We start from the raw sequence: 25,778 nt of genomic DNA, 5'->3' as shown, positions 1-25,778 counted from the left end.
TACCTCTTCGACGTACTCCCTGACATGACTCCATCCTTCCCAAGGAACGGAGTCTCCGGACACGCCGGGACGATTCACACCGCCCTGCACCAAACAGCTTGCATAGACTAGATCAGCGATACGGATCGCAGGGCATTGCGGGCAAGGCGCACCGGTATGGGAATTCTGTGGAACCTCCGTTCGGGCCAAGTCGCCATCGCTAGGAAATGGGAAAGCCTTCCTTCGCGTTCCGCAACCGGTCGCAGGCCGAGCCACGGCAGCTTAGAGGCTCCGCAGCGGCAGAACACGCACTCAGCGGTGGAGACGTTCAGGCGCAGCCGGTAGGTGGTACGTGCTGGCACGAGCGGGGCGTAGGACGCTGACTTTGATTACACCGCTGTCCGTAGATGCGGGTGCACCCGCTAGCTCCGCAGCATGGCCGCTACTCCTCCTACTCCGTTCCACTCGGACCCGTCAGTGCCGACGGATAAGATGGCTTTCTCGATAGCACCGCCTCTAGGCAAGGACGCCATGAAATTCAATAAGAAGACCATCTGGATTCTCGCCGGCATCCTTGCGCTTTGGATCGTCGGCGCGACGATCCACTATGAAGCCGGTGCTCGCTCCGACGATGACGAGTTCCTGTACAAGATCAACCATCACGGCATCCACGACCAGAACTCACCGCAGCTGCGCCGCGGCTACATAGCGCTGGCCCACCAGGTCTGTGACGCCGAAGCCAGTCCCAAGGTCGAGCAGTACGACATCTGGCTGGTGATCAACAACGGAGTGACCAGCACCCAGCGCAACCTGGACGTGCCAGCGATCCCGGCCGACCGGGCCAACCAGTTCATATACGACGCCGTGCACGTCTACTGCCCGCAGTACACCAAGCGCCTCATCGCGACGCCGGGCGTGGAGTGAGTGATGCCCTTATTCCGTCATGCATCCCCGGAGGCTGGTGCACCCTCGATGAGGATGTGAGGGGACTCCGAGCCAGGGCGTACTACGAAGCATCGCCGACCACAGTGAGGCTGGCCAGGGCTTCACTAAGGTCGCTGTTCACTCGTCCTGTCCAATAGGCCGTCACCGCGCGGTGGTCGTGGTGTCGCTTGGCGTGGTTCCACAAAGACGTATAGGTCAAGGGGCCACAGCACGCCCCCGCTACGTCGTTCCTGCGTATCGCAGTCAGGATGTCTTGGTAGCCGATTGCGCCGCCATCGGGCAATGGTGCTCCGTGCCAACGAAGCAAGTCGTTGACCGCACTCCGCACTGCAGGACTTCTGCAGATGTGGCAACGAGGCTCAATGATCTCAAGGACGGCGGCGGTGTCTTCGCGATCTCCCGCCATGGCCGTCAACTGATCCTCTGTTGCACTTGCAATGTGTTTCGCGGCTTTTCGCACTTAGTTGAAGTTCGACCTTCTATGTTGGTAATTCCTGGACGCTTGCCGGACGCGAGACCGGCTCGTTGGTATGGGGCCAGAGCCCCCAATGGTCACGCTCCGCGTGAAACAGTGATCTCCTGACCTCGGCAACCCGCTTGGGCCACTGGTCTTCCTGGCGCTGGATCTGCATGGCGACCTCCTTACTTGTTCTGGACTGGCGTCGTTCCGAGATGCGGATGTACCGGCAGAGTCGTCAGGCCAGCGGTTCGGACGTACCGACTGCTGTGCCACCTGCCGCATCGGGGATGCAACTCAGCAGGGGTGGAATTGTTTCCGTTACTAATCAAGAAGGTGTCGCCTCGAAGGGCACGACCCGTTCGAGCCCGCGAGATTCTGATTTTTGATGACGCCCGACGGCGGCTTTTGCAAACTCGTTCCACAGATCCCCGCCCTCGCCAGTCGCCTCTAGGTCCTCGAGAACCGCCATCGGACTGCGCGTGGGACGCACCCTGGACCGCCAGATCATCAACCCCTTGAAGCAGTATGTAGCCAGACGCTCATGCGTCCCGGGAATGTAGGGCTTGATTTTCTGTCCGGTCAACATCGCGGTTCCACCAGCTTCCCGTACACCGTCTTGGAACCGCTCTGCCATAGCCACTCTCATCAGGTCCAGTCGGGTACCGCGCCAAGCACCTCCATCGGCAAATAGAACTACATGGTAGTGGACGTTCCAACCGCGGTTTAGACTGTGAACGATTTCAGTGGTTCTCACATAGCCGCGGATGCCAAATGAAGCCTTTATCTTGTTCCATTGCTTCCCCGACGTCACCTTGTTCCAGCCGGACTGCAGCCGTAACCAGAGCTGATCGAGTGGGTCGTCCAAATTATGGACCTGGGTGAGTGTCAAGAATGCGATATCGCCACCCAACGACGACCAGCGGTGAATTTTGCGACTTAGGTCATCCGCTTCGTTGTGAGCAGCAGCGCAAGCGCACATCAGGCAATGCCACTTACGCTTACAGGTACGAACTGTGGCTAGAACTTCTCGCGACGACCCGCGCATCCCTATTGGAATCGGCTGACGACACGATTGCTGATTCCGATCACCACTCAGTCTGGCCGCGAAAGCGGATAGCTCCTGATTTCGGGCGCGCTGACCCCTCACACCCATGGGGTATCCTCGACTTAGTCCTTGGTTCGGGCTTTCCAGATCGCCTCGGTGCTCCACACCGGGGCGATCTTTTATGGATTGCGATTACTAGTACTTCGGCGGCTCCGCTCGACGAAATCGACGACGTCGGAGCGGGCGTACAAGACCCGTTTCCCGTTCTTGATGAACGGCACCCCACGGCCGAGGTAGCGGTCCTGCGCAAGTGCCCCAGTTGTGGTGCGCATCAAGGTTGCCAGTTCAACCGGCGTCAGCAAGGTCGGCAGTTCCTCACAGTCAAGGGGCTTAGCGCTCGCAGTCAACTTCGATACCCATCTCTCATGCAACGCGTGTGTTGGTTGCGTGTTGACAGGAGACCACAGACGGGCGGCCTAAGTCAAGAAACCCAGTATTGCGTTGCGTGAGTCTGATATGGTCTCTAACCGTGAGCAATAATCAGCCACGATCTCTGGCCACCGTTGTAGGTCAGAACTGCAGACGAATCCGCACCAACCTCGGCCTGCGGCAGGATGACCTCGCCGCAGCAGCTCGCGCCGTTGGCTTGAAGTGGACCGGCGCGAAAGTCAGTGATTTCGAAGCAGGCCGCTGGAGTTCGTCTTTCGAAACCGTGCTATCCGTTGCTTTGGCCATGGAGCTCGCAGCCAGCGCCGAGGGTGAGGACATCGCCGTAACTCCCGCCGACCTCATAGGCTCTGATGGCTTGATTGCGCTTACCGAAGAGGTAACGATCAGCGCGTCGGCTCTCTCCGCAGTGTGCCGCGGAGCCTCATGGGCAAGCTCCATGCCCACCCTGGACAAACCCGAAGGAGCACAAGGAGTCCTATCTCGGTCAGGACTGCCCGAGGACCGCCTGGCCAAGCGACTCAACATCACTCGGGAACAACTGGCCCAAGCATGTTGGTCGCTGTGGAAGAAGTCGTTCACCGAGGAGCGCGACGAAAGAGCCGGTCCGGAGGCCAACGCGCAGCACCGCGGGCAGGTCGCACGGATCATGCAAGCCGAGATCGAGAGGTATATAGCTGATGGCCTCAATCAAGAGATACCGGACGGCGGCCGGTGAACGTTGGGAGGTCCGGTATCGCCAGCCGAATGGGATAACGAGTCGTAAACGTGGCTTCACCACCAAAAAGGCAGCCGAGGACTGGGACGCCGCCAACAAAGTCGCGATCAACAAGGGTGACTACGTTGCCCCGTCCAAAGGCCGCGTGACGGTTGCAGACTTAGCGACCGCTTGGCTCGATAGGAAGAAGGCAACGACCAAGCCTTCCCACAGTCGGATGCTGGAATCAGCTTGGCGCGTCCATGTGTCGCCGGTTTGGGGAGGTTCGGCGGTCAATAGGGTAACGACGACCGCAGTGAAGAACTGGTCAGCTGGGATGACAGGTGATGGCTGCTCCCCCACCACGGTCCTACGCGCGCTCGGTGTACTGGCGGGAATCTTGGATGACGCCGCCGCAGACAATCGGATCTCGAAGAACCCGGCCCGCGGCTTAGACGCCAAGCGGCGCGAGAAACCTGCGAAGCCGAAGCGTAGGCACGTCTACCTTAACAACGACGCTGTGGAACGGCTCGCTGCCGAGTCGGGTCACTACCGCGTTTTGATATTGGTGCTGGCATATACGGGAATTCGTTGGGGTGAAGCTGTCGCCCTGCGCGTTCGCCACATCGACGAAGTACGGCGGCGACTGCTAGTAACAGACAATGCCGTCCAACTTGGCGTTGACCATGCAGTAGGCGGCCCGAAAGACGATGAACCGCGCGAGGTTCCGGTTCCCAAGTCCGTCATGGCCGAGATCAAGAAGCAGATCCAGGTACGAGGACCTGACGACCTGATTTTCGGCAACGGTAGTAACTATCTCCCTCGCCCGAAGTCGAAAGACGGTTGGTTCGCGGGAGCGGTCAAGCGGGCCAAGGTCCAGCGAATCACTCCTCATGATCTTCGCCACACAGCAGCGTCGCTGGCAGTTAGCGCCGGTGCCAACGTCCTTGCCGTCAGCCGCATGTTGGGCCACGAGAACCCGCAGGTGACGTTGAATACGTACGCGGACCTATTCGATTCAGATCTTGACAAGGTCGGGACCGCGCTAGACGCCGCACGGCGAAAAAGCGTGTCCAAAGCGCGTCCGATGCACGTCCAGCCACTACGCGCGGACACCAGCTAGAACCTTCCACCAGCGCATATGCGCTAGGGAAGTTGGCGGTGGCGGAGGGATTTGAACCCTCGGACGGGGGTTACCCGTCACACGCTTTCGAGGCGTGCTCCTTAGGCCGCTCGGACACGCCACCGCGGGACAGCCTACCCAACGACGGTGCCCTCAGCCCAATCGCTGCCGGGCGAAGAACTCCTCCAGTGGTGCAGCACACTCTTGGGCCAGCACGCCGCCGCGCACCTGCGGGCGATGGTTGAGCCGGCGGTCGCGCACCACGTCCCACAGCGAGCCGACCGCCCCGGTCTTGGGCTCGAAGGCCCCGAACACCAGCCGCGCCACCCGGGCGGCCACCAGCGCCCCGGCGCACATGGTGCACGGCTCCAAGGTGACGGCCAGGGTGGCGCCGGTCAGCCGCCAGCCGTCGCCGAGCGCGAGCGTGGCCTCGCGGATCGCCAGCATCTCGGCGTGCGCGGTCGGGTCACCGAGGGATTCGCGGGCGTTGGCGGCCCGGGCCAGCACGGCGCCGTCGGGGCCGAGTACCACCGCTCCCACCGGCACGTCGCGGGACCCGGCCTGCCGGGCAGCCGCCAGTGCCGCGCGGATCAGGTCCTCGTCGGTGGGGGTCACCGATGGCGTCGCGGCAGGGCCGCCGAGAGCTGCTCGTCGAACCCCATCTCGGCGGCGATCCGGTGCAGTTGCTCGTCGACGGCCAGGTCGGACTCGTCGAGGATGACCCCGAGCACCGCGGCGGGCAGCCCGATATCGGAGAGCAGGCCCAGATCGCCCTCTTCGAACGGCTCCGAGTCCTCCAAGTCCTCGGCGTCGATGTCGGCGTCCAACTCCTCGAGCACCTCGTCGGCGATGTCGTAGTCCAGCGCTGCCGTCGCATCCGACAGCAGCAGCCGGGTGCCGGCCGGCCCCGGGCGGACGATCACGAAGAATTCGTCGTCGACGTTGAGCAGACCGAAAACCGCGCCCGCGCTGCGCAACTCACGCAGTTCCGTCTCGGCCATCGACAGACTGGTCAACGCCGCGGCACGCATCGACGTGCAGCGCCACTTGCCGTCTTCGCGCACAACAGCCACCCCGAAGCCGTCCAGCGTGTCCGCCGGCCGGCCCTGTGCGGACGCGCCCTGTGCTCCCATGGCCGCCTACGGTAGTCGCCGTTTACGCCCTTGACCAGCGTGTGCCAACCTGGAGAGGTGGTGGCAAGTGCAGGGAAAACTCCGGTATGCGTATTGGGACTCGGCCTGATCGGCGGTTCGGTGCTGCGGGCCGCCGCGGCGGCCGGGCGGGAGGCGTTCGGCTACAACCGGTCCGCGGACGGGATGAAGTCCGCCGTCGCCGACGGTTTTGATGCCACCACCGACCTGGAGTCGGCGCTGACCCGGGCCGCCGAAACCGAAGCGCTGATCGTGCTGGCCGTCCCGGTGCCGGCGCTGTCGATGCTGCTCGACCACGTCCGCCGGCTGGCGCCCGACAACCCGCTGACCGACGTCACCAGCGTCAAGCAGCCGGTGCTCGACGGCGTCGCCGCCGCCGGACTGCAGGCTCGGTTCGTCGGTGGCCACCCGATGGCCGGCACCGCGCACTCGGGCTGGCCCGCCGGCCACGCCGAGCTGTTCGAGGGAGCACCGTGGGTGATCAGCGTCGACGACCATGTGGACCCGACGGTGTTCGCCGAGGTACTGGATCTGATCCTGGACTGCGGCTCGGTGGCGGTGCCGGCCCGCTCCGAGGAGCACGACGCCGCCGCGGCCGCGATCTCGCACCTGCCGCACCTGCTGGCCGAGGCGCTGGCCGTCACCGCCGCGGACGTGCCGCTGGCGTTCGCGCTGGCCGCCGGATCATTCCGGGACGGCACCCGGGTCGCCGGGACGGCACCGGATCTGGTCCGGGCGATGTGCGAGGCCAACTGGCTGCAACTGCTGCCGGTGCTCGAGCGTGCCATCGCGCTGCTGGCCGACGCCCGGGATTCGCTGTCGGCCGCCGATTCGGTGGCCGAGCTGGTCAACCACGGGCACGCCGCCCGCACGCGCTACGACAACTTCCCGCGCCACGAGATCGTCACCGTCGTCGTCGGCGAGAACGACTGGCGCCGCGAGCTGGCCGCCGCCGGCCGGGCCGGAGGGGTGATCAGATCCGCGCTGCCAATCCGGGATAGTCGATGACGAACCCGTCGTCGTCGACGGTGATGGTGGTGCCGTCGGGATCGGTGCCCGGGGTCAGGACCGTGATGCCGGCGTCGGTGCTGCGGTAACTGGCGGCCGCCGCGACCACCGACATCTCCGGCAGCCACAGGTAGACCGTCGGAAGGGTGACCGCGGCCGTCCGCTCGTGTAGTCGGGCCCGCCGGATCGGCAGCGTATTGAAAAACGGGCTGAACACCACGTCGACGTCCAATGCCCCGTCGAAGCCGGCACGCGACTGGCCGCGGGCGTCGGTGATCAGCCACATGTTCTCTTCGTCGCGAGCGATCACCAGCTGGCGGTCACGTTCGGCCACCGTGACGGTCAGCCCCAATCGTTTGGTGGCCCCGGACTCGTCGGTCTGCAGGTCGTAATAGGCGCTGAACGCCGGGTGGGTGTCGGTAGCCGCCGCCACGATCCGGCCGTTGGCCTTGAGCCGGTTGCCGGCCAACTGCACCCGCACCGACTCCATCCGCGGGACGTCGGGCGCCCGCCAGGTCAGGATCGCCGGCCACGAGCCGGACGGGGCTGCGCTCACCGCACCACCGTAAGCGACCACCCGGCGATCCGCATTGACCCCGGCGCGCAAACTGACCGGAACCCGTTTATAACCGCACCCGAACGGGCAAGATGGCACCCATGAGCAGCGACCCCACCGTGCCCGTCGACCCGTCGCACGGCAAATCCGGTACACCGCCCGCTGGCGGGACGCCGTTGACCCGCACCGGCGCGTTGTGGAGCGCGCTGATCGTCGGTTTTCTGGTGTTGATCGTGCTGCTGGTGTTCATCACGCAGAACATGGAGACCGAAACGCTGAGCTTCTTGGCCTGGACGTGGTCGCTGCCGAAGGGCGTGGCGATCCTGCTGGCGGCGGTCGGCGGCGGGTTGATCACCGCGTTGGCCGGCACCGCGCGGATCTTCCAGCTGCGGCGCGCCGCCAAGAAGACGGCCGCCGCCCGGCGTTAGCCGGCCGCGTCGGCGGCGTCGTTACCGGGCAACCGGGACTGGTTGCGCGGCAACAGATCCCAGACGTGCTCGGTCCCGTTGGTGGAGGCCACCGCGGCCTGCCCGGATCGGGAATACAGCAGCCTCGTGATCGACACGTAGTCGATGGGAAACGACAGCAGCCGCTGGGTGCCCAGGATCTGGTGCAGCACCACATTGATCACCCCGCCGTGGCTGAACACCGCCACGGTGTCGTCGGCGTCGGCGGCGGCCACCACGTCGGCCAGGGCGGCGGCCACCCGCGCGCAGAACGCGGCCTCGTCGACGTCGGCGGGCAGGTGGCCCTGGGCCATCCGGGCCCAGTCCTGCGGCCGCTCGGTGCGCAGCTGCTCGATCGGCAGGTAACCGGCCAGGTCCCGGTCGTATTCGGCGAACCGCTCGTCGATGTCGATGGCCAGCTTGCGCTGGGCGGCCAGCGGTTCGGCGGTCTGCACCGCTCGGCACTGCGGGCTGCTGACCAGCCGAGTGATCGGGTACCGCGCCAGCGCGTCGGGCAGGCGCAGGGCCTGCTGGTGGCCGGTCTCGGACAGCTCGGGGTCCGAGCCCTGGCCGTACTCGCTGCGCAGTGGCAGCGCGTGGCGGATAAGCAGCATCTGCACGCTGCCACCCTAAGGGGCGCATTCACCCCCGGGTCAGGGGGTGACGATGTTGAAACCCGGGTCGGCGGTGTCGAGCACCTCCCGCAGTTTCGTCCACGCCGACCGATCACCGGAGATCTCCAGTGTCCCGGTACCCAGCAATGCCCCGAGCAGCGCCAGCTTGGTGGCCGCGGTGACGGTGGCGTCCGCGCTGGCTGGATCCGGCGGCGCCTTACGGTGGACCAGCACGCCGTTGCGCACGCTGAGCCGGTAGTTGAGGCCGCTGTCGGCGAACGAAACGTCGAGGGCCACCTGGAGGTCCCAGGCGCGTGGCCCGTCGACCCGGATGGCCAGGCTGTCGAAGAGCTGCTCGGGGCTCAGCTGTGACAGCAGCGCCATCGAGGTGACCTGACCGGCGGTGCCGAACACCCCGGTGCGCAATTCGGTGGCCCCCGAGAGGAAGAAGTTGCGCCAAGTGGCGTTCTCCGAGCCGTAGGCCAGTTGTTCGAGAGTGTCCGCGTAGACCCGGCGCGCCCCGGCGTGATCGGGATCGGTGAACACGGCGTGATCGAGCAGTGTTGCCGCCCAACGGAAATCGCCGTCGCGACACGCTTCGGTGGCCAGCTCGACGACGCGGTCCACCCCGCCCATGGCCGCGGTGTAGCGGGTGGCCAACGCCTCCGGTGGGTGCGGCCAGAGCCGGGCCGGGTTGCCGTCGAACCAGCCCAGGTAACGCTGGTAGACGGCCTTGACGTTATGGCTCACCGAGCCGTAGTAGCCGCGGGCGTGCCAGGCGCGTTCCAGTGCGGGGGGCAGCCGGAACTGCTCGGCGATCTCGACGCCGGTGTAGCCCTGGTTCAGCAGCCGCAGGGTTTGATCGTGCAGGTAGGCGTACAGGTCCCGTTGCAGCGCCAGGTATTCCGCGATCCGCTCGGTACCCCAGGTCGGCCAGTGGTGTGAGGCGAAGACGACGTCGGCTCGACCGGCGAAGGTGTCGATGGCCTCGGTGAGGTATCCCGCCCAGGCACGCGGGTCGCGCACCAGCGCGCCGCGCAGCGTCAATAGGTTGTGCTGGGTGTGGGTGGCGTTCTCGGCCATGCACAACGCGCGGAACTGCGGGAAGTAGAAATGCATCTCGGCCGGCGCCTCGGAGCCCGGCGCCATCTGGAATTCGATCTGCACCCCGTCGACGACGCGGCTCTCACCGGTCTGGGAGATGGTCACGGTCGGAACGATGACGCCCACCTCGCCGGTCGAGGTGTTCTGGCCCAGGCCGCAGCCGACCTGCCCGTACGGGCCGCGCTCCAGCGTGGTGCCGTACATATAACTGGCGCGCCGCAGCATCGCGGTGCCGGCGTAGACGTTCTCGGCCACCACGTGGTCGATGAAGCCCTCCGGAGCGATGACCACCACCCGGCCGGCGTCGACCTCGGCCTGCGAGGTCACCCCCAGCACACCGCCGAAATGGTCGACGTGGCTGTGGGTATAAATAACGGCTGTGACGGGGCGCTGGCCGCCGCGGTGCTCGCGGTACAGCGCCAGCGCTGCGGCGGCGACCTCGGTGGAGATCAGCGGATCGATGACGATCACGCCGGTGTCGCCCTCGACGAAGGTGATGTTGGAGATGTCGAAGCCACGAACCTGGTAAATACCTTCGACCACTTCGTAGAGACCCTGCTTGGCCGCCAACTGGGATTGCCGCCACAAGGCGGGATGCACCGACGTCGGGGCGCCACCGGCGAGGAAGCCGTAGCTGTCGTTATCCCACACCACGCGGCCGTCGGCAGCGGTGATCACGCACGGCGCCAGCGCGGCCAGGAAACCGCGGTCGGCGTCCTCGAAATCCGTTGTGTCTTCGAAGGGCAGTGTTTTCAGGTGTTCGTGGTGGGCGGCCTCGACCGCCGCGCTGACCGGCCGATGCTCCATGTCGACCAGATTGCCACTCATTGCACCTGGGCGGTGGGAGTTGGCGTCGTCAGTGGCCGCGCTTCAAGCCCAGCGCTTCGCGCAACCGCGTCCAGACCGACGGGGGCTTGACTCGGTCCTGCGTCTCCTGCGCCTCGCGAGCGTAATCCTGAACGGATTCGTCGCCTTCTTCCGCACGCATGGGACCTCACTCCTTCGGGGGGTCTTCGGGCACCAGCCGCTCCGGCGTCTCTTCAGGCGCCAGTCGTTCCGGCGGGTCCGCCGGTACCAGTCGTTCCGGTGGATCCGCGGGAACCCGCCGGTGGGGTGGTTCTTTCGGTGTTCCCGGTTCCGGGGGCATTTCGGGATTCATCCCTGTCGCCTACCCCGTACCCGGGGGAAGGCAAACCCGCGCGAGGGTGCGAGTGGCTACCGGGGTAACCGCACCATGAACTCGGTGTGGCCGGGGGTGCTGGTCACCCCGATGGTGCCGCGATGGGCCCGGACCACCGCCGACGCGATCGCCAGCCCCAGGCCGGTGCTGCCGCCCTTGCGGGACCGGGAGGTGTCCCCGCGGGCGAACCGTTCGAAGATCTCCGGCTGGAACTCCGCCGGAATGCCCGGGCCGTCGTCGGTCACCGTCAGCACCGCCTCGGCGTCCTCGACCTCCAACCGGACCCGCACCACGGTTCCCGGGCCGGTGTGCACCCGGGCGTTGGTGAGCAGGTTGGTCAGCACCTGGTGCAGCCGGGCACCGTCGCCGGGCACCGTCACCGGTTCCTCGGGCAGCTCAAGCTGCCACTGGTGGTCCGGGCCGCCGACGTGGGCGTCGCTGACCGCGTCGACCGCCAGCCGCGACAGGTCCACCGTCTCGTGCTCCAGCGGCCGGCCGGAATCCAGCCGGGCCAGCAACAGCAGATCCTCGACCAGCTGTGTCATCCGCTCGGTTTCGGACTGCACCCGGCTCAAAGCGTGGGATACGGCTGCACTGTCGTCCGGAACCCGTTGGGCCAGTTCGGTGTAGCCGCGGATCGCGGTCAGCGGAGTGCGCAGCTCATGGCTGGCGTCGGCGACGAACTGACGCACCCGGGTCTCACTGGCCTGCCGGGTCGACAGCGCGGCGGCGATGTGGTCGAGCATCCGGTTGACCGCGGCGCCCAGTTGCCCGACCTCGGTGCGGGGGTTGGTGTCGGATTCGGCGACCCGCACCGGCAGCGTCGCCTCGCCGCGATCCAGCGGCAGCCCGGCGACCTCGCCGGCGGTCTGCGCGACGCGGCGCAGCGGAGCCAGCGCCCGCCGGGTGACCACACTGCCGGCCGTGGCCGCGGCGGCCACCGCGACCAGAGTGACCAGCCCGAAGATGAGCAGCACCCGCATCAAGGTGGCGTCCACCGCTGCCAGCGGCAGCCCGGTGATGATGATCTCCTCACCGTGGCGGGCGCTCGTCGCGACCAGTCGGTAGCGGCCGACCCCGTCGAGCCGCCGGGTGACCGGCGCGGGTTCGGCGGCGATACCGCCCAATTGCGTTGTAGCCGAAGGGCTCAAGTCCTCGCGCAGGCCGGAGGTGCTCAGCCGGCCGGCGTCGGTGATCGGGCTTGAGCCGTCGAGCCCGTCGACCACCGCGCCGACCATGCCGACCGGCTGACCGGGGGCGTCGAGGAAGTCCGGCCCGGGCCCGGGCCGGGGCCGATGGTGGCGATGCCAGGACGGCGGTGGCGGCTGGCCGTGCAACCGCGCCGACCTACGCGCGGCGTCGGAGAGCTGGTGGTCGAGTTGGCTGACCAGGTACTGGTAGAGCGCCAACTCCGTCACCGCCCCGATGCCCAGGCAGGCCACCGTCAGCAGCGCGATCTGACCGGCCAGCAACCGCGCCCGCAGCGACCAGGAACGGCGCACGTTACGGAGCCGGCTTGAGCACATAACCGGCGCCGCGCAAGGTGTGGATCATCGGCTCGCGGCCGTTGTCGATCTTCTTGCGCAGGTAGGAGATGTAGAGCTCGACGATGTTGGCCCGGCCGCCGAAGTCGTAGTCCCACACCCGGTCCAGGATCTGCGCCTTGGACAGCACCCGTTTGGCGTTGTGCATCAGGTAGCGCAGCAGCTCGAACTCGGTGGAGGTCAGCGTGATCGGGTCACCGCCGCGGGTGACCTCGTGGGAGTCCTCGTCGAGAACCAGGTCGCCCACCACAATCTGGGCTCCGCTGTCGGCGGTGCTCACCCCGGTGCGGCGCAGCAGCGCCCGCAGCCGCAACACCACCTCCTCGATGCTGAAGGGTTTGGTGACGTAGTCGTCGCCGCCGGCGGTCAGCCCGGCGATGCGGTCCTCCAGCGCGTCCTTGGCGGTCAGGAACAACACCGGCAGCCGCGGGTTGACCTCGCGCAGCTTGCCCAGCACGTCCAGCCCGCTCATGTCGGGCAGCATCACGTCGAGCACCACCACATCGGGGCGTTCGGCTTTCGCGGCAGCGATCGCCGAGGCGCCGTCGCCTGCGGTCGCGGTGGTCCAGCCCTCGTAGCGCAGCGCCATCGACACCATCTCGGCCAGCACCGTCTCGTCGTCGACCACCAGCACCGTGATCGGCTTGCCGTCAGCACGCGCCATCACGACACGTTCGACAGATCCCCGAGGCTGTGTCATCACGCTCCAGTATGTCGCTAGTCCCGATATGGTCGGCTCATGGCACGCACACCGCAGGAGATCTTCGACCACCACCTTCACGCGCTGGTCGCCCGCAACGTCGACGAGTTGCTCACCGACTACGACGACGATTCGGTGCTGATCACCCCCGCCGGGGTGGCGCAGGGCCTGGCCGGAATTCGGGCCGCGTTCAGCCAGCTGTCCGACGCGCTGGCCTCCGCGGTGTTCGACATCAAGACGCGGACCCACCACGGCGAGATCCTGCTGATCGAGTGGATGCTCGACTCGCCGGGTTTCCAGACCGACGGCGTGGACACCTTCGTGTTCGGCGACGACTCGATCCGGGTGCAGACCATCTCCCAGCTGGTGCGCGCCAAAGACTGACCCGCGATGGACATCGAACCGGTAGCGCAATGGATGTCCGACCGGCGCCTCGGTGAGGGCGCGCTCGAAGACGTCACCGAACTGTCCGGCGGCACCCAGAACATCATGCTGCGGTTCACCCGGGCCGGCCGCAGCTATGTGCTGCGCCGCGGCCCGCTGCACCTGCGTCCCCGCAGCAACGCGGTGATGCTGCGCGAGACCCGGGTGCTGGCCGCGCTGGCCGACACCGACGTGCCGCACCCGCGGCTGATCGCGGTCTGCGACGACCCGGCGGTGCTCGGTGACGCGGTGTTCTACCTCATGGAGCCGGTCGAGGGATTCAACGCCGGAGAGGAACTGCCCGCGCTGCACGCCGGCGACCCGGCGATCCGGCACCAGATGGGCCTGTCAATGGCCGACGCGCTGGCCAAGCTCGGCGCCGTCGACCACGTGGCGGTGGGGCTGGCCGACTACGGCAAACCAGACGGATTCCTGGAACGCCAAGTGCCGCGCTGGCTTTCGGAGTTGGACTCCTACCGCCAGTTCGAGAACTATCCGGGACCCGACCTGCCCGGCATCGACCAGGTCGCCTCGTGGCTGCAGCGCAACACCCCGGCGTCGTGGCAGCCGGGCATCCTGCACGGCGACTATCACGTGGCCAACGTGATGTTCTCCCGCACCGGGCCGCAGCTGGCGGCGATCCTGGACTGGGAGATGTCGACAATCGGCGATCCGCTGCTGGACCTGGGCTGGCTGCTGGCCACCTGGCGCCAAGACGACGGTTCCAGCGTGTTCAGCCACACCCTGACCGGCATGGACGGACTGGCTTCGACCGGCGAGCTGCTGGAGCGCTACGCCAAGGGCAGCTCCCGCGACCTGTCACAGATCGGCTGGTACACGGTTTTGGCCTGTTTCAAACTGGGCATCGTGATCGAAGGAACGCTGGCCCGCGCGTCGGCGGGCAAGGCGCAGAAGGAAGTCGGCGACCAATTGCACGACGCGGCGGTGTGGCTGTTCCAGCGCGCGCTGACGCTGATGGAGGGCTGAGGAGTGAGCGAACAGCTCGCGGAAGTCGAGGCGATCGTCGCCGACGACACGCCGCGGCTGATCGAGGTGTTCAAGGATCTGCACCGCAACCCCGAGCTGGGCTTCGCCGAGGTGCGCACCGCGCGGATCGTCGCGCAGGCCCTCACCAACCTCGGGTTCACCGTGACGACCGGGATCGGCGGCACCGGGGTGGTGGCGATCCTGGAGCGCGGCCAGGGCCCGGTGGTGATGTACCGGGCCGACATGGACGCCCTGGCCGTGCGGGAGGCAACCGGCCTGGACTACGCGAGCACGGCGCGGGTGACCAACGACGACGGCAGCCAGTCGCCGGTGGCGCACGTGTGCGGACACGACGCCCACGTCACCTGGATGCTCGGGATGGCCAAGGTACTCGCGCAGACCACCTGGTCGGGCACCGCGGTGCTGATCGGCCAACCGGCCGAAGAACCGATCTCCGGCGCCCAGGCGATGGTCGACGACGGCCTCTATGCCGTTGCACCGCGGCCGGATTCGTTCGTGGCCATGCACACCGCGCCGGTCCCGGTGGGCATGGTGGCCGCCGCCGGCGGTGAGCGGATGGCCGGTACCGATCAGCTCGAGATCGTGTTCCATGGCGTCGGTGGGCACGGCTCGCTGCCGCAGCTGGCCAAGGACCCGGTGTTGATGGCCGCCCAGGCCGTCGTGGGCTTCCAGAGCATCATCAGCCGCACCATCGCGCCGCACGAGAGTGCGGTGCTCACGGTCGGCTCGGTGCAGGCCGGCTCGACCCACAATGTCATCCCGAACCAAGCCCGGCTGCTGGTGAACCTGCGCTGGTACAACCCGCACGTACGCGAGCAGCTGCTCACCGGCATCCGGGCGATCAGCGAGGGCATCGCCCACAGCGTCGGAATGCCCGACGAGCTGATGCCGGTCATCACGATGGGCGGCGGCTCCACACCGCTGGTCAATGACGCGCAGCTCACCGCCCGGGTAGCCGCCGCGCTGGGCGGCCTGCTCGGCGAGCACAACGTCGTCACCGATCTGCCCGCGGTCACCGCGTCGGAGGATTGCCACCTGCTCAAGGGCCCGCATCACGACATACCGTTGGCCTACCTGATGGTCGGGGTGGCAGACCCACAGGATTATTCCGACGCCGCCGCTCGCGGGCAGCTGTTCCCCTACGCCCCGCACTCCCCCGACTACGTCGTCGACCTGGCGGCGATCCCGTCGGGCGTCCGAATCGCCAGCCACGCGATGCTGGAACTCCTCGCCACTTGTTAGGAACACGGACGCTTTTCCATACCAATCGTAGGGACCGTACGGTTGTGCGGTCTACGAAGCCGAGCTACGGTTTATTGCTGTGGACGATCGTCACAAAGACCCAACCGTAGTGTTGCCCTACCTCGTCGGCAGGCCGCTCGGAGCGACCGAGGTCTACGAGGCATTCGGTTACCGCAAGTCGGCCTACTACAAGGCGGCACACGAGGGCCGGCTGATCAGCGCCGACAATCTGATCCGGGTTGCCAGGTACTTCGGGTTGAACCCCGTCGACCTGCAGGTCCGGTTCGGCTTGATCGAGCACGACGCCGTTGCGGAATACCTCGACTCATCGTCGCGGCCACTGCGGCTCGGTGATCTGAAGGCGGATCTCGACAAACCGCCTGTCTAAGCGGAGCTTAAAGAAGTACCGTCGACGTCATGACGTCGGTCTTCATCGGCGCCACCGTACTCGTGGCGCTCTACAGCCTATGGGTGCGCCGCGACACATGGTGGTCGCGCTGGGAGATCGGCGTCTCCTCGGCCATCGCGCTGGAAATCTGCGCGCTGGTGCTGATGTCGCCGTGGGCGGCCGAAACGCTCGGCCCGTGGCTGTACCGGGCCGTGCGGATGTGGAACCTTCAGCAGCTGGCCGGACACATCTGCTTCGTCATCGCGATCGCGGCCAACATCTACCACGTGCTGCCGCGTCTGGCCGACTTCAACCGGATCCGGCCGCTGTTCCGCAGGCACGTGCAGTGGCCCGCGGGGATCGGTGTGGTGGCGCTGACAGCGGTGTTCATCACCGCCGACGCGGGCTACCGCCCGGACGGGTTCTCGACACGTGGCGGCGGCGGCGCCTGGGCGAGCGCATACTGGGTGCTGCTCTGCGGGCTGCTGATCTTCCTATCCGGCTATGCGTCCCGGCTGCTGCTGTTGGTGCGGTCGGATCCCCGCGCTAAGGAGACCGTCGAGCTCTACACCGCCTCGTCGGCGTTCGCGCTGGCGGCCCTGGTGGCGCAATTGAGCACCACCTGGACCAAAACCGATGTCAGCTCCCTGGTCTGGTTGTGCGCGTGCATCTCGGTGGCGATCTTCGCCTACGGCTCGGCCCGCTCGTGGAAAGCGAAGGCGGCGTGGTTTGCCTCCGGCCGTCGATCGATCAAGGAGCCCAACCCGCCCCAAGCGCTTTCTTGAGGCGCCATGACGTCGGGACTCATCCTCGCCACCTTGGCGCTGATCGCCTACAGCTCCTGGATTCGTCGCGACACCTGGTGGTCGCGCTGGGAGGCCGCCGCCTCGCTGGCATTGGTGTTGGAAGGCGCTGCGCTGCTGTTGATGTCGCCGTGGGGCGCCACCGCGATCGGCCCGATCTTGCACCGCGGCCTGGGGGCCTGGAACGTGCAGCAGATGCTCGGCCATCTGTGTCTGATCGCGGCCATCACGGCGAACATCTATCACATGCTGGTTCGGCTCGCCGATCCCGAGCAGGTGCGCTCGATCATGCGCCGCCAGTTGATGGTCCCGGTATGGCTGGGTGTCACCCTGATGGTGCCCTCCTACCTGCTCGCCGACCAGGAGTACCGCATCGACATGTTCGCCGCCGCACGTACTGATTCCTGGCTCATCGTCTACGAACTGGTGGGCTGCGCTGTGGTGCTCTACCTCAGCGCCTACGTCAGCCGGCTGATGCTGACGCTGCGCGAAGACCCGCGGGCCAAATCCACCATCGACCTGTTCCTGGTGTCGATGAGCTTCGCCGCCGCGGCCTGTCTGATCGTGATCGGCTCGGCATGGGTGGACGGCGACGATGCCAGTCCGGCGATCTGGCTGTGCATCTGCCTGTCGGTGGGGACCTTCGCCTACGGGTCGGCGCGGTCCTGGGTGGCCAAGAGCGCATGGTTCACGTCGGGGGGCGGCACGGCGATCGGCGCACAATGACATCGGTATTCATCGCCGCCACCCTCGCGGTGATCCTCTACAGCCTGTGGGTACGCCGCGACACCTGGTGGTCGCGCTGGGAAGCCGCCGCCACCTTCGCCATCGCGATGGAGGGCTGTTCGCTGGTGTTGCTGTCGCCGTGGGCCGGCGCCGAGCTGAGCCCGGTGCTGTACCAGTGGCTGGGCATGTGGAACGTCCAGCATCTGATCGGCGGGCTTTGTCTGATCGTGGCGGTGATCGCGAACATCTACCACATGCTGGTGCGACTCGCCGATCCCGATCAGGTGCGCCCGCTGATGCGCAAGCACCTGCAGCTGCCGTTGGGGGCGGGCGTCTTGGTGCTGCTGGCCAGCTTCGTCAAGATCGAACGGGGCCACGAACCCGACATGTTCGCCGGCCTGACCGGCGATGCGTGGCTGACCGCCTACGAGGTAGCCGCGTGTGGAATCGTGCTCTACCTGAGCGGCTACGTCGGCCGGCTGATGCTGGCCCTGCGCCACGACCCGCGGGCCAGGACGACGGTCTACCTGTATCTGGCGTCGATGTTGTTGACGGTGGTGGCCTGCGTGATCGCGATCGTCTCGATCGGCCTGGGCGGCTACGCCGGGCCGGCGATCTGGGCCTGCATCTGCTTGTCGGTGGCGATCTTCGCCTACGGGCTGGCGCAGTCCTGGAAGGCCAAGCAGGCCTGGTTCTCCCCGGGCGCCTCCGCACGGGGCTGAGCCGGGTTTACTCTGCGTCCACCAGGCGGGTTACTCGTACTTTTGCCTGGTACGCGCAGAGTCAGCGGGAAATTTTCGAGTGCGCCCGAAGGGATTCGAACCCCCAACCTTCTGATCCGTAGTCAGATGCTCTATCCGTTGAGCTACGGGCGCCTGTCTTCAGTTGTACTGCTCGGTCGAGCAAGCTCGGCCGTGGCGGAGGCGAGAGGATTTGAACCTCCGGTCCCCCGTAAAGAGGACAACTCATTAGCAGTGAGTCCCATTCGGCCGCTCTGGCACGCCTCCTCGAACTCGTTGAGGGTACCGGATCGATGCCCCGGCTCCGAAACCGCGGGTTCATGCGGCGGCGAAGCAGGCTGTCGGCGCACATATGCTGTGGTCCGTGACCGCCCGCCTGCGCCCGGAGATCGCCGCATTGCCGGCCTACGTCGAGGGCAAGACGGTGCCGGGCTCGATCAAGCTGGCCAGTAACGAGACGGTGCTGCCGCCGCTGCCCAGCGTCATCCAGGCCGTCGAAGCCGCCCTGGCAGGAACCAACCGCTACCCGGACAACGGCTACGCCGCGCTGCGGTCCCGGCTGGCCGAACATGTCGGATTCGCCCCGGAGCACGTCGCCGCGGGCGCCGGGTCGGTGAGCCTGTGCCAACAGCTCATCCAGATCAGCACCGGTGCGGGCGACGAGGTGGTGTTCGGCTGGCGCAGCTTCGAGATCTATCCGCTGCAGGTGCGCACTGCCGGCGCCGTCCCGGTGCAGGTGCCGTTGCGCGAGCACACCTACGACCTGGACGCGATGCTCGCCGCTATCACCGAACGCACCCGGCTGGTCTTCGTCTGCAACCCCAACAACCCGACCTCCACCGTCATCGACCCCGACGCGCTGGCCCGGTTCGTCGCCGCGGTCCCGCCCCACATCCTGATCGCCATCGACGAGGCGTACGTGGAATACATCCGCGACGGCATGGTGCCAGACAGCCTGGGGCTGGCCCGCCAGTACCCGAACGTCGTTGTACTGCGGACGTTTTCGAAGGCCTACGGGCTGGCCGGGCTGCGCTTGGGTTATGCGGTCGGCGATCCGGAGATCATCACCGCCCTGGGCAAGGTCTACGTGCCGTTCACGGTGTCCAGCGTGGCGCAGGTCGCCGGGATCGCCTCGATGGACGCCGCCGACGAACTGCTGGCCCGCACCGACGCGGTGGTCGCCGAGCGGGTCCGGGTCTCCGCGGCGCTGCGGGAGGCCGGCTTCGAGCTGCCGGATTCGCAGGCCAACTTCGTCTGGCTGCCGCTGGCCGAGCGCACCGCGGACTTCGTGAGCGCTGCCGCGGGGGCGCGGATCGTGGTGCGCCCGTACGGCACCGACGGGGTCCGGGTGACCATCGGCGCGCCGGAGGAGAACGACGCGCTGTTACGGTTCGCTCAGGCTTACTGAGGAGGAACGCTATGCACGCGACCGCTACCGCCACCGTCGCCGCGCCCGCGGCCCGGGTGTGGGCGGTGCTCTCGGACTACGAGGGCATGTCCGCCTGGGCGCCCGGCCTGCAGATCACGCTGGCCCGGCCCGGCTCCCCCGAGCCCAACGGCGTCGGCGCCCAGCGCCGCATCAAGGCGGTGCCCGGGATGGCGCCCCTGGTGGAGGAGATCGTCGCGTTCGAGCCCGATCAGCGGCTGAGCTACCGGGGCGTGTCGGGCATACCGTTCCGCAACTACCTCGGCGACGTCGTGCTGCGGCCCTCGGGGGCGGGCACCGAGATCAGCTACACCATCAGCGCCGACAACCAGCTGCCCGGAGTGGCCGCGGTGCTGGCGCACGGGCTGCTGTTCGCCCTCAAGCGGGCCGTCAAGAAGGCCGGGTGAACGCGATGAGCGACGAGCAGGCCCGCACCGCGTTCACCGCGTTCAAGGAGCGCACCGGGGAGATCCCCGACGCCGAACTCGACGAGTTCTGGGCGACGCTGCCGCCGGCCACCATCGAGGGCATGATCGGCGAGTGGCGCGGCGGGGAGTTCATCACCGGCCACAAGATGAACGGCCTGCTGGACAAAGCCCGGTGGTTCGGCAAGAGCTTCCGCTCGGCCACCGACGTGCAGCCGCTGGTCTGCCTCGACGAGGACGGCAACAAGTTCTCCAACGTCAAACTCGGCAAGGGCGAGGCCAGCCTGTGGACCGAGGAGTTCCGCGGCGAGATGGTGGCCACCATGGTCTACGACGGCCAGCCCACCCACGACCACTTCAAGCGCGTCGACGACGACACCGTGCTGGGCATCATGAACGGCAAGGGAGTCCTGGATAACGGCCGTTACTTCTACTTCTACCTCGAGCGGGTGTAACGCCACGCTTAAGCGCGGCAGGGGGCGGGAACCCTGCCAGGCATGTCTAACTATCGAGTGCTGGACCCACACGGCGACGTCGTAGCCACCAAAGACATCGCCAGCGCCGAAGACGCCCACGCCTGGTTCGTCGACGTCAAGGCCGACAACTCCGAACTCGGCTGGCGGATGGAGGTCGATCTCGACGGCGAGTGGCGGTTCTTCGACAGCACCGAAGGCGACCGCTCCTAGGCCACCGGGACCGGCTCGGGCTCCTTCTCAGCGGCCGCCTTGGGGTCGCGTGCGCTGCGCAGCGAGGCGATCACGGTGACCACCAGCACGCTGACGATCACCAGCAGCGACGGCCAGGTACCGATCTCGATGACGCCGACGCCGTCTTCGTGCAGCGCGTGCAGGATCAGCTTCACCCCGATGAACCCGAGGATCACCGACAGCCCATAGGACAGGTACACCAGCCGGTCGAGCAGGCCGTCGATCAGGAAGTAGAGCTGCCGCAGGCCCAGCAGGGAGAACGCCGTCGCGGTGAACACGATGTAGGTGTTCTGGGTGAGGCCGAAGATCGCCGGGATCGAGTCGACCGCGAAGACCACATCGGTGCCGGCGATAGCGGTCAGCACCAGCAGCATCGGGTTCTTGACGACTCGTTTCGCCAGCCGGACGACGCCCTGGTGGGCTTGGTGGGACTGTTCGCCGCCGGCGGATTTGAGCATGTTGTGAGCCGTCAGCAGCAGAAGCAGCCCGAAGAAGTAGAAGACCCAGGCGAAGGAGTTGATCAGGGCGGCACCCAGGAAAATGAAGCCGGTCCGGGCGGCCAGGGCAAGGGTGATCCCGAACAGCAGCACCTTCTGCTGGTGTTCGCGGGGCACCTGGAAGCTCGTCATGATGATCAGGAAGACGAACAGGTTGTCCACCGACAGCGCCTTCTCGGTGACGTAGCCGGCGAAGTATTCCGAGCCGGCATCGGCCCCGCCGAAGGCGAACATGCCGAGCCCGAACAGCACCGCGATCCCGACGTAGCCACTGGACCAGATCGCGGCTTCCTTCAGCGTCGGCACGTGCGGCCGGCGGACGTGAAAGACGTAGTCGAAAACGACCAGTGCGACCAGGCCGACGACCGTCAGCCCCCATACCCAACCGGTAATGTCCATGTGTCACCCACCGTAGGCGGTCTGGGCGAAGCCGGACTGACGCGCAGGTTGCGAGGTTATGACCGCCCGGTGAATGCGATCAACCGCTGCAGGGCCGGTGCACTGCCGGCGACCTCGACGGGCTCGTCGAATCCCGCCCTGACCCGGCCCTCCGGCGTGATGATCGCCTGCGCCAGGCCCAGCACGTACTCGGCCAGCGGCTCGGCCACCTGCACCGTGCGGCCGGTCGCCGTCGCGTAGTCCCAGGCGTGCACCAGGAATTCGACCGCCAGGATGCCCGCCACCATCGTCGCCGGAAGCTCGTTGGGGCCGATCGTGACGGTGCCGTCCAGGCCGCGGCCGTGCCAGGCGTCCAAGGCCGGCCGGGCCGCGGCGATGACCTGCCGTTCCGGCGTCTCAGTGGCGTCGCGGTCCGGGACTTCTGCCCCCGCCGCGCCCCCGAGCATGGTGATGGAGCCCAGCAGATGCTCGGTCAACTGCGCGACGTCGAATTCCGAGCACGGCGTCTGGTTGGACAATTCGTCGCTGCTGATGTGGTGCAGCACCTGCGCCAGCACCGCAAGGGCGGCTTCGGCTCCGGCCAGCTCATCGCTGGGGGGCGCGTCGGGACCGGGTCGCAGATCGGAAGGCATGCGCCCAGGTTACGGTCTGGGTATGACCGATTCGTATGAAGCCGTCACCGTCGAGATCAAAGACCACGTCGCCCAGGTGACGCTGATCGGACCGGGCAAGGGCAATGCGATGGGCCCGGCGTTCTGGTCGGAGCTGCCGGAGGTGTTCGCCACCCTGGACGCCGACCGCGAGGTGCGGGCGATCGTGCTGACCGGATCCGGCAAGAACTTCAGCTACGGGCTGGATCTGGCCGCGATGGGCGGGACGATGACGCCGATGCTGGCCGAGGGGGCGTTGGCCCGGCCGCGGGCGGACTTCCACCGCGAACTGCAACGCATGCAGGGCGCGATCACCGCGGTCGCCGACTGCCGCACCCCGACGATCGCGGCGATCCAGGGCTGGTGCATCGGCGGTGGGGTGGACCTGATCTCGGCGGTCGACATCCGCTACGCCTCGGCCGACGCCAAGTTCAGCGTGCGCGAGGTGAAGCTGGCCATCGTCGCCGACGTCGGCAGCCTGGCCCGGCTTCCGCTGATCCTGTCCGACGGGCACCTGCGGGAGCTGGCGCTGACCGGTAAAGACATCGATGCCGCCCGGGCGGAGAAGATCGGCCTGGTCAACGACGTCTATGCAGACGCCGATGCCTGCCTGGCCGCCGCGCACGCCACCGCGGCCGAGATCGCGGCCAACCCGCCGCTGACCGTGGCCGGTGTCAAGGACGTGCTCGACGAGCAGCGCACCGACCGGGTGGCGGCCAGCCTGCGCTACGTCGCCGCCTGGAACTCGGCGTTTCTGGCGTCCAAGGACCTCATGGAGGGCATCGGCGCCATCATGGGCAAGCGCAAGCCCGAGTTCACCGGAGAATGACGGCCTGGCTACTGCTGTTCGGGGCGATCGGGTTCGAGGTCGCCGGGACACTGTCATTGCGGGCCTCGGACGGCTTGAGCCGGTGGCCGTGGGCGATTCCGGTGGCCGTCGGCTATCTGGTGTCGTTCGTGTTGCTGGCGCTGGTGTTGAAGCGGGGTATGCCGGTGGGCGTGGCCTACGGGGTCTGGGCGGGTGTCGGGGTGGCGCTGACCGCGGCACTGGCCCGGTTGCTGTTCGCCGACCCGTTCACCCCGGTGATGGCCGGCGGCGTGGTGCTGATCGGGGCCGGTGTGTACCTGCTGGAGCACGGAGCGCACGCGTGACGTCGCATCGGCAACCGACCCTGGCCGACATCGTCGCCACCCTCGACGTCGACCGGGTCGACGATGAGCACTTTCTCGCCACCCAGCTCGACAACCCGCAGCACCACATCGTCGGCGGGCACATCGCCGGGCAGGCGCTGATGGCGGCCAGCCGCACCGCCCCCGGCCGGGTGCCGCACAGCCTGCACGTCTACTACGTGCGCGCCGGCGACGCGCGCCGCCCGGTCGATCTGCATGTGGACGTGGCCCGCGACGGGGGGACTTTGTCGACGCGGCAGGTCACCGCCCGTCAAGACGGCGAGATCCTGCTGGAGGTGTTGTCGTCGTTCAGTGCGCCCGTCGACGCGCCCGAATATCAGCAGCCGATACCCGATGTGCCCGAACCGGATTCGCTGGCCCCGGTGCAGCAGCAGCTGGCCGACTACGCCGACGAGCTGGGCGGCTACTGGGTGCAGCCACATCCGTTCGACCAGCGCTACATCGACCCGCATCCCCGTCTGGCGCTGGACCGCGGCGCGCCGTCGCCGCGACTCCGGTTGTGGTGGAAGCCTGCCGGCGAGGTGCCTGCGGATCCCGCGATGCACAGCGCCCTGTTGACCTACCTGTCCGGCACCAAGATGGTCGAGGCGGCGGTGGCCATGCGCCGGGCCACCCAGGCCAGCGTGTTCAACGCGCTGATCGACCACGCGCTGTGGTTCCAGCGGCCCGTCGATCTCTCGGATTGGGTGCTGTCGGACCAGTTCTCGCCCAGCGGCATCGCCGGGCGCGGCTTGACCACCTCGACGATGTACAACCGGGCGGGACAGCTGGTCTGTGTGGCGACCCAGGAACTGTACTTCGGCCGCGGCGAGGGCAGGCAGCGGCAGTGAAGATACCCGAGATCTTGACACCCGACGGGCGGATCCGGCTTCCGGCCGATCTGGACGCGGTGACCGCGGTCGGCGAGGAAGAGGCTGGGTCTCTCGATCCCGCTGCGGTGGAACGGATCTGGCAGGCCGCGCGGCACTGGTATGCGGCCGGCATGCACCCGGCGATCCAGCTGTGCCTGCGCCACAACGGCCGCGTCGTGCTCAACCGCGCGATCGGGCACGGCTGGGGTAACGCCCCCACCGATCCGGTCGACGCCGAGAAGGTGGCCGTGTCCACCGACACCCCGTTCTGCGCGTACTCGACGGCCAAGGCGATCACCTCCACCGTGGTGCACATGCTCGTCGAGCGCGGCTGCTTCTCGCTCGACGACCGGGTGGCCGACTATCTACCCGGGTACGGGCGATACGGCAAGGGCCGCACCACGATCCGTCAGGTGCTCACCCACAGCGCCGGGGTGCCGTTCGCCACCGGCCCGCGGCCGGATGTGGCGCGGGTCGACGACAGCGAGTACACCCGTCAGCAGCTGGCGAACCTGCGCGCGATCTACCCGCCGGGCTGGGCGCACATGTACCACGCGCTGACCTGGGGCCCGCTGGTTCGGGAGATCGTCTCGGCGGCCACCGGGCGGCAGCTCCGCGACATTCTGGCCTCGGAGATTCTCGACCCGCTGGGCTTCCGCTGGACGAATTTCGGTGTGGCCCAAGATGATGTCGCGCTGGTGGCGCCCAGCCATGCCACCGGCCGCCCGCTGCCCGGGCCGGTTGCCGCGGTGTTTCGCCGGGCGATCGGCGGCACCATGCACGAGATCATCCCGTTCACCAACACCCCGCTGTATCTGACCAGCGTCATTCCGTCGTCGAACACCGTCTCGACGGCGTTCGAGTTGTCGCGTTTCGCCGAGATCTGGCGCCGCGGCGGTGAACTCGACGGCGTGCGGGTGGTCTCGCCGGAGACGATGGCCGGGGCGACGGCGCAGTGCCGGCGGCTGCGACCGGATGTGGCGACCGGGTTGGTGCCGCTGCGCTGGGGCACCGGCTACATGCTGGGCTCGGAGCGCTTCGGCCCGTTCGGGCGCGGTGCGCCGTCGGCGTTCGGGCACCTGGGCCTGGTCAATGTCGCGATCTGGGCCGACCCGGCGCGGGGGCTGGCGGCCGGGCTGATCTCCAGCGGCAAGCCCGGGCGTGACCCGGAGGCCAAGCGCTACACCGCGTTGATGGACACGATCGCCGCGGAGATCCCTACGGCTCGTTGATGCGATGAAGGGGCGGGGCCTCCGCTCCTCGTGACGTTCCCGGCGGATGCTGGGGGTGTCACTACCAGTCA

Annotated in this window: 31 protein-coding genes and 3 tRNA genes; 20 read left to right on the top strand and 14 right to left on the bottom strand. The window is 67.3% G+C overall.

Annotated features, from left to right (window positions below; all coding sequences use genetic code 11):
- Positions 1–510: 510 nt before the first annotated feature.
- Positions 511–903 carry a DUF732 domain-containing protein gene (locus tag A5648_RS10225; protein ID WP_065024435.1) on the top strand — a complete coding sequence of 131 codons (393 nt, stop codon included), beginning with the start codon at positions 511–513 and terminating at the stop codon, positions 901–903.
- An 806-nt stretch (positions 904–1,709) separates the two neighbouring features.
- Here A5648_RS10225 and A5648_RS23760 read toward each other — a convergent pair.
- Positions 1,710–2,429: a protein rep gene (locus A5648_RS23760; protein WP_165607327.1), complete on the bottom strand. Its 720-nt coding sequence runs from the start codon at positions 2,427–2,429 to the stop codon at positions 1,710–1,712.
- Between the two features lie 529 nt (positions 2,430–2,958).
- On the opposite strand from A5648_RS23760, the gene A5648_RS10220 reads away from it, so the two are divergent.
- Complete coding sequence (locus A5648_RS10220) at positions 2,959–3,594, top strand: helix-turn-helix domain-containing protein (protein ID WP_131810545.1); 636 nt, start codon at positions 2,959–2,961, stop codon at positions 3,592–3,594.
- On the top strand, positions 3,557–4,696 hold the full coding sequence (locus A5648_RS22720; protein WP_082966416.1) for a site-specific integrase: 1,140 nt from the start codon (positions 3,557–3,559) through the stop codon (positions 4,694–4,696). Before A5648_RS10220 ends, A5648_RS22720 begins: the two co-directional genes overlap by 38 nt.
- Before the next feature lie 33 nt (positions 4,697–4,729).
- Here A5648_RS22720 and A5648_RS10210 read toward each other — a convergent pair.
- The 3 genes from A5648_RS10210 to A5648_RS10200 all read right to left on the bottom strand — a co-directional run bounded on the left by A5648_RS10210 (position 4,730) and on the right by A5648_RS10200 (position 5,829).
- Positions 4,730–4,820: transfer RNA gene (locus tag A5648_RS10210), tRNA-Ser, on the bottom strand.
- Positions 4,821–4,849: 29 nt separating this feature from the next.
- Positions 4,850–5,311 (bottom strand): nucleoside deaminase, encoded by a 462-nt coding sequence (locus tag A5648_RS10205; protein ID WP_065024432.1) that lies wholly within the window; start codon positions 5,309–5,311, stop codon positions 4,850–4,852.
- Positions 5,308–5,829, bottom strand: a complete 522-nt coding sequence (locus A5648_RS10200) for a tRNA adenosine deaminase-associated protein (RefSeq protein ID WP_065024431.1) — start codon at positions 5,827–5,829, stop codon at positions 5,308–5,310. The genes A5648_RS10205 and A5648_RS10200 overlap by 4 nt, the downstream gene beginning before the upstream one ends.
- A gap of 57 nt (positions 5,830–5,886) precedes the next feature.
- Here A5648_RS10200 and A5648_RS10195 point away from each other — a divergent pair, with 57 nt between their 5' ends.
- A complete protein-coding gene (locus A5648_RS10195; protein ID WP_207511646.1) occupies positions 5,887–6,855 on the top strand; it encodes a prephenate dehydrogenase in 969 nt (322 codons plus the stop codon).
- On the opposite strand, the gene A5648_RS10190 is transcribed toward A5648_RS10195, so the two are convergent.
- The gene (locus tag A5648_RS10190; protein ID WP_065024440.1) at positions 6,821–7,411 is read right to left on the bottom strand and encodes a putative glycolipid-binding domain-containing protein; all 591 of its coding nucleotides are present in this window, start codon (positions 7,409–7,411) and stop codon (positions 6,821–6,823) included. The two genes, A5648_RS10195 and A5648_RS10190, sit on opposite strands and share 35 nt — an antisense overlap.
- 101 nt (positions 7,412–7,512) lie before the next feature.
- Here A5648_RS10190 and A5648_RS10185 point away from each other — a divergent pair, with 101 nt between their 5' ends.
- Entirely contained in the window at positions 7,513–7,839 is a 327-nt protein-coding gene (locus A5648_RS10185; protein ID WP_065024429.1) for a LapA family protein, read from the top strand.
- Here the strand turns inward: A5648_RS10185 and A5648_RS10180 are convergent.
- The 5 genes from A5648_RS10180 to A5648_RS10165 form a co-directional block, all read right to left on the bottom strand.
- Positions 7,836–8,477: a histidine phosphatase family protein gene (locus tag A5648_RS10180; protein WP_065024428.1), complete on the bottom strand. Its 642-nt coding sequence runs from the start codon at positions 8,475–8,477 to the stop codon at positions 7,836–7,838. The genes A5648_RS10185 and A5648_RS10180 overlap by 4 nt on opposite strands.
- A 33-nt stretch (positions 8,478–8,510) precedes the next feature.
- A complete protein-coding gene (locus tag A5648_RS10175) occupies positions 8,511–10,382 on the bottom strand; it encodes an alkyl/aryl-sulfatase (RefSeq protein ID WP_065024439.1) in 1,872 nt (623 codons plus the stop codon).
- Positions 10,383–10,431: 49 nt separating this feature from the next.
- The gene (locus A5648_RS24900) at positions 10,432–10,563 is read right to left on the bottom strand and encodes a hypothetical protein (RefSeq protein ID WP_267887804.1); all 132 of its coding nucleotides are present in this window, start codon (positions 10,561–10,563) and stop codon (positions 10,432–10,434) included.
- A 227-nt stretch (positions 10,564–10,790) separates the two neighbouring features.
- A complete protein-coding gene (locus A5648_RS10170) occupies positions 10,791–12,281 on the bottom strand; it encodes a sensor histidine kinase (protein ID WP_065024427.1) in 1,491 nt (496 codons plus the stop codon).
- Complete coding sequence (locus A5648_RS10165) at positions 12,259–12,963, bottom strand: response regulator transcription factor (protein ID WP_065024426.1); 705 nt, start codon at positions 12,961–12,963, stop codon at positions 12,259–12,261. The genes A5648_RS10170 and A5648_RS10165 overlap by 23 nt, the downstream gene beginning before the upstream one ends.
- A 75-nt stretch (positions 12,964–13,038) precedes the next feature.
- On the opposite strand from A5648_RS10165, the gene A5648_RS10160 reads away from it, so the two are divergent.
- From A5648_RS10160 to A5648_RS10130, 7 genes are all read left to right on the top strand, one after another.
- On the top strand, positions 13,039–13,383 hold the full coding sequence (locus A5648_RS10160; protein WP_065024425.1) for a nuclear transport factor 2 family protein: 345 nt from the start codon (positions 13,039–13,041) through the stop codon (positions 13,381–13,383).
- A gap of 6 nt (positions 13,384–13,389) precedes the next feature.
- Positions 13,390–14,409: a phosphotransferase family protein gene (locus A5648_RS10155; protein WP_065024424.1), complete on the top strand. Its 1,020-nt coding sequence runs from the start codon at positions 13,390–13,392 to the stop codon at positions 14,407–14,409.
- A 3-nt stretch (positions 14,410–14,412) separates the two neighbouring features.
- Entirely contained in the window at positions 14,413–15,672 is a 1,260-nt protein-coding gene (locus A5648_RS10150) for an amidohydrolase (RefSeq protein WP_065024423.1), read from the top strand.
- Positions 15,673–15,751: 79 nt separating this feature from the next.
- Positions 15,752–16,060: a hypothetical protein gene (locus A5648_RS10145; RefSeq protein WP_064855779.1), complete on the top strand. Its 309-nt coding sequence runs from the start codon at positions 15,752–15,754 to the stop codon at positions 16,058–16,060.
- 29 nt (positions 16,061–16,089) lie between these two features.
- Positions 16,090–16,845, top strand: coding sequence for a hypothetical protein (locus A5648_RS10140; protein WP_065024422.1), 756 nt, complete (start codon positions 16,090–16,092; stop codon positions 16,843–16,845).
- 6 nt (positions 16,846–16,851) lie between these two features.
- Positions 16,852–17,589: a hypothetical protein gene (locus A5648_RS10135; RefSeq protein WP_065024421.1), complete on the top strand. Its 738-nt coding sequence runs from the start codon at positions 16,852–16,854 to the stop codon at positions 17,587–17,589.
- Positions 17,586–18,311, top strand: a complete 726-nt coding sequence (locus A5648_RS10130) for a hypothetical protein (protein ID WP_065024420.1) — start codon at positions 17,586–17,588, stop codon at positions 18,309–18,311. Before A5648_RS10135 ends, A5648_RS10130 begins: the two co-directional genes overlap by 4 nt.
- 80 nt (positions 18,312–18,391) lie before the next feature.
- On the opposite strand, the gene A5648_RS10125 is transcribed toward A5648_RS10130, so the two are convergent.
- Positions 18,392–18,464 (bottom strand) — tRNA-Arg (locus A5648_RS10125).
- 40 nt (positions 18,465–18,504) lie between these two features.
- Positions 18,505–18,596, bottom strand: a tRNA-Ser gene (locus tag A5648_RS10120).
- Between the two features lie 97 nt (positions 18,597–18,693).
- On the opposite strand from A5648_RS10120, the gene hisC reads away from it, so the two are divergent.
- From hisC to A5648_RS10100, 4 genes are read left to right on the top strand one after another with little or no spacing between them, the layout of a single operon-like run.
- Positions 18,694–19,737 (top strand): histidinol-phosphate transaminase, encoded by a 1,044-nt coding sequence (gene hisC / locus A5648_RS10115; protein ID WP_065024438.1) that lies wholly within the window; start codon positions 18,694–18,696, stop codon positions 19,735–19,737.
- Between the two features lie 11 nt (positions 19,738–19,748).
- Positions 19,749–20,162, top strand: a complete 414-nt coding sequence (locus A5648_RS10110) for an SRPBCC family protein (RefSeq protein ID WP_065024419.1) — start codon at positions 19,749–19,751, stop codon at positions 20,160–20,162.
- 5 nt (positions 20,163–20,167) lie between these two features.
- Positions 20,168–20,635, top strand: a complete 468-nt coding sequence (locus A5648_RS10105) for a DUF4334 domain-containing protein (RefSeq protein WP_065024437.1) — start codon at positions 20,168–20,170, stop codon at positions 20,633–20,635.
- Between the two features lie 42 nt (positions 20,636–20,677).
- Positions 20,678–20,866 (top strand): hypothetical protein, encoded by a 189-nt coding sequence (locus A5648_RS10100; RefSeq protein ID WP_065024418.1) that lies wholly within the window; start codon positions 20,678–20,680, stop codon positions 20,864–20,866.
- Here A5648_RS10100 and A5648_RS10095 read toward each other — a convergent pair.
- Positions 20,863–21,783, bottom strand: a complete 921-nt coding sequence (locus A5648_RS10095; protein WP_065024417.1) for a TerC family protein — start codon at positions 21,781–21,783, stop codon at positions 20,863–20,865. The genes A5648_RS10100 and A5648_RS10095 overlap by 4 nt on opposite strands.
- Positions 21,784–21,839: 56 nt before the next feature.
- Positions 21,840–22,415: a TIGR03086 family metal-binding protein gene (locus tag A5648_RS10090; RefSeq protein WP_065024416.1), complete on the bottom strand. Its 576-nt coding sequence runs from the start codon at positions 22,413–22,415 to the stop codon at positions 21,840–21,842.
- A gap of 22 nt (positions 22,416–22,437) precedes the next feature.
- Between A5648_RS10090 and A5648_RS10085 the strand changes: the two genes are divergently transcribed.
- The 4 genes from A5648_RS10085 to lipE are packed head-to-tail and all read left to right on the top strand — an operon-like array spanning position 22,438 to position 25,707.
- Positions 22,438–23,262: a crotonase/enoyl-CoA hydratase family protein gene (locus tag A5648_RS10085; RefSeq protein ID WP_065024415.1), complete on the top strand. Its 825-nt coding sequence runs from the start codon at positions 22,438–22,440 to the stop codon at positions 23,260–23,262.
- Complete coding sequence (locus A5648_RS10080) at positions 23,259–23,585, top strand: DMT family transporter (RefSeq protein ID WP_065024414.1); 327 nt, start codon at positions 23,259–23,261, stop codon at positions 23,583–23,585. Before A5648_RS10085 ends, A5648_RS10080 begins: the two co-directional genes overlap by 4 nt.
- Entirely contained in the window at positions 23,582–24,454 is an 873-nt protein-coding gene (locus tag A5648_RS10075; RefSeq protein WP_065024413.1) for an acyl-CoA thioesterase, read from the top strand. The genes A5648_RS10080 and A5648_RS10075 overlap by 4 nt, the downstream gene beginning before the upstream one ends.
- Positions 24,455–24,468: 14 nt before the next feature.
- Positions 24,469–25,707, top strand: a complete 1,239-nt coding sequence (lipE, locus tag A5648_RS10070; protein WP_065024436.1) for a lipase LipE — start codon at positions 24,469–24,471, stop codon at positions 25,705–25,707.
- Positions 25,708–25,778 lie beyond the last annotated feature (71 nt).

This window comes from Mycolicibacter sinensis, from assembly GCF_001673565.1.
GTDB classification, from domain to species: domain Bacteria; phylum Actinomycetota; class Actinomycetes; order Mycobacteriales; family Mycobacteriaceae; genus Mycobacterium; species Mycobacterium sinense_C.
This window is presented reverse-complemented; position numbering and strand designations above follow the sequence as displayed.

Excerpts from the sequence above, each read along its gene's own strand:
- A5648_RS10175 (WP_065024439.1), bottom strand. The coding sequence starts at position 10,382 with ATGGAGCATCGGCCGGTCAGCGCGGCGGTCGAGGCCGCCCACCACGAA.
- A5648_RS10095 (WP_065024417.1), bottom strand. The coding sequence starts at position 21,783 with ATGGACATTACCGGTTGGGTATGGGGGCTGACGGTCGTCGGCCTGGTC.
- A5648_RS10155 (WP_065024424.1), top strand. The coding sequence starts at position 13,390 with ATGGACATCGAACCGGTAGCGCAATGGATGTCCGACCGGCGCCTCGGT.
- A5648_RS22720 (WP_082966416.1), top strand. The coding sequence starts at position 3,557 with ATGGCCTCAATCAAGAGATACCGGACGGCGGCCGGTGAACGTTGGGAG.
- A5648_RS10130 (WP_065024420.1), top strand. The coding sequence starts at position 17,586 with ATGACATCGGTATTCATCGCCGCCACCCTCGCGGTGATCCTCTACAGC.
- A5648_RS10090 (WP_065024416.1), bottom strand. The coding sequence starts at position 22,415 with ATGCCTTCCGATCTGCGACCCGGTCCCGACGCGCCCCCCAGCGATGAG.
- A5648_RS10100 (WP_065024418.1), top strand. The coding sequence starts at position 20,678 with ATGTCTAACTATCGAGTGCTGGACCCACACGGCGACGTCGTAGCCACC.
- A5648_RS10170 (WP_065024427.1), bottom strand. The coding sequence starts at position 12,281 with ATGTGCTCAAGCCGGCTCCGTAACGTGCGCCGTTCCTGGTCGCTGCGG.
- A5648_RS10165 (WP_065024426.1), bottom strand. The coding sequence starts at position 12,963 with ATGGCGCGTGCTGACGGCAAGCCGATCACGGTGCTGGTGGTCGACGAC.
- A5648_RS10085 (WP_065024415.1), top strand. The coding sequence starts at position 22,438 with ATGACCGATTCGTATGAAGCCGTCACCGTCGAGATCAAAGACCACGTC.
- A5648_RS10080 (WP_065024414.1), top strand. The coding sequence starts at position 23,259 with ATGACGGCCTGGCTACTGCTGTTCGGGGCGATCGGGTTCGAGGTCGCC.
- A5648_RS10105 (WP_065024437.1), top strand. The coding sequence starts at position 20,168 with ATGAGCGACGAGCAGGCCCGCACCGCGTTCACCGCGTTCAAGGAGCGC.
- A5648_RS10225 (WP_065024435.1), top strand. The coding sequence starts at position 511 with ATGAAATTCAATAAGAAGACCATCTGGATTCTCGCCGGCATCCTTGCG.
- A5648_RS10135 (WP_065024421.1), top strand. The coding sequence starts at position 16,852 with ATGACGTCGGGACTCATCCTCGCCACCTTGGCGCTGATCGCCTACAGC.
- A5648_RS24900 (WP_267887804.1), bottom strand. The coding sequence starts at position 10,563 with ATGCGTGCGGAAGAAGGCGACGAATCCGTTCAGGATTACGCTCGCGAG.
- A5648_RS10110 (WP_065024419.1), top strand. The coding sequence starts at position 19,749 with ATGCACGCGACCGCTACCGCCACCGTCGCCGCGCCCGCGGCCCGGGTG.
- A5648_RS23760 (WP_165607327.1), bottom strand. The coding sequence starts at position 2,429 with ATGCGCGGGTCGTCGCGAGAAGTTCTAGCCACAGTTCGTACCTGTAAG.
- A5648_RS10185 (WP_065024429.1), top strand. The coding sequence starts at position 7,513 with ATGAGCAGCGACCCCACCGTGCCCGTCGACCCGTCGCACGGCAAATCC.
- A5648_RS10160 (WP_065024425.1), top strand. The coding sequence starts at position 13,039 with ATGGCACGCACACCGCAGGAGATCTTCGACCACCACCTTCACGCGCTG.
- A5648_RS10200 (WP_065024431.1), bottom strand. The coding sequence starts at position 5,829 with ATGGGAGCACAGGGCGCGTCCGCACAGGGCCGGCCGGCGGACACGCTG.
- A5648_RS10140 (WP_065024422.1), top strand. The coding sequence starts at position 16,090 with ATGACGTCGGTCTTCATCGGCGCCACCGTACTCGTGGCGCTCTACAGC.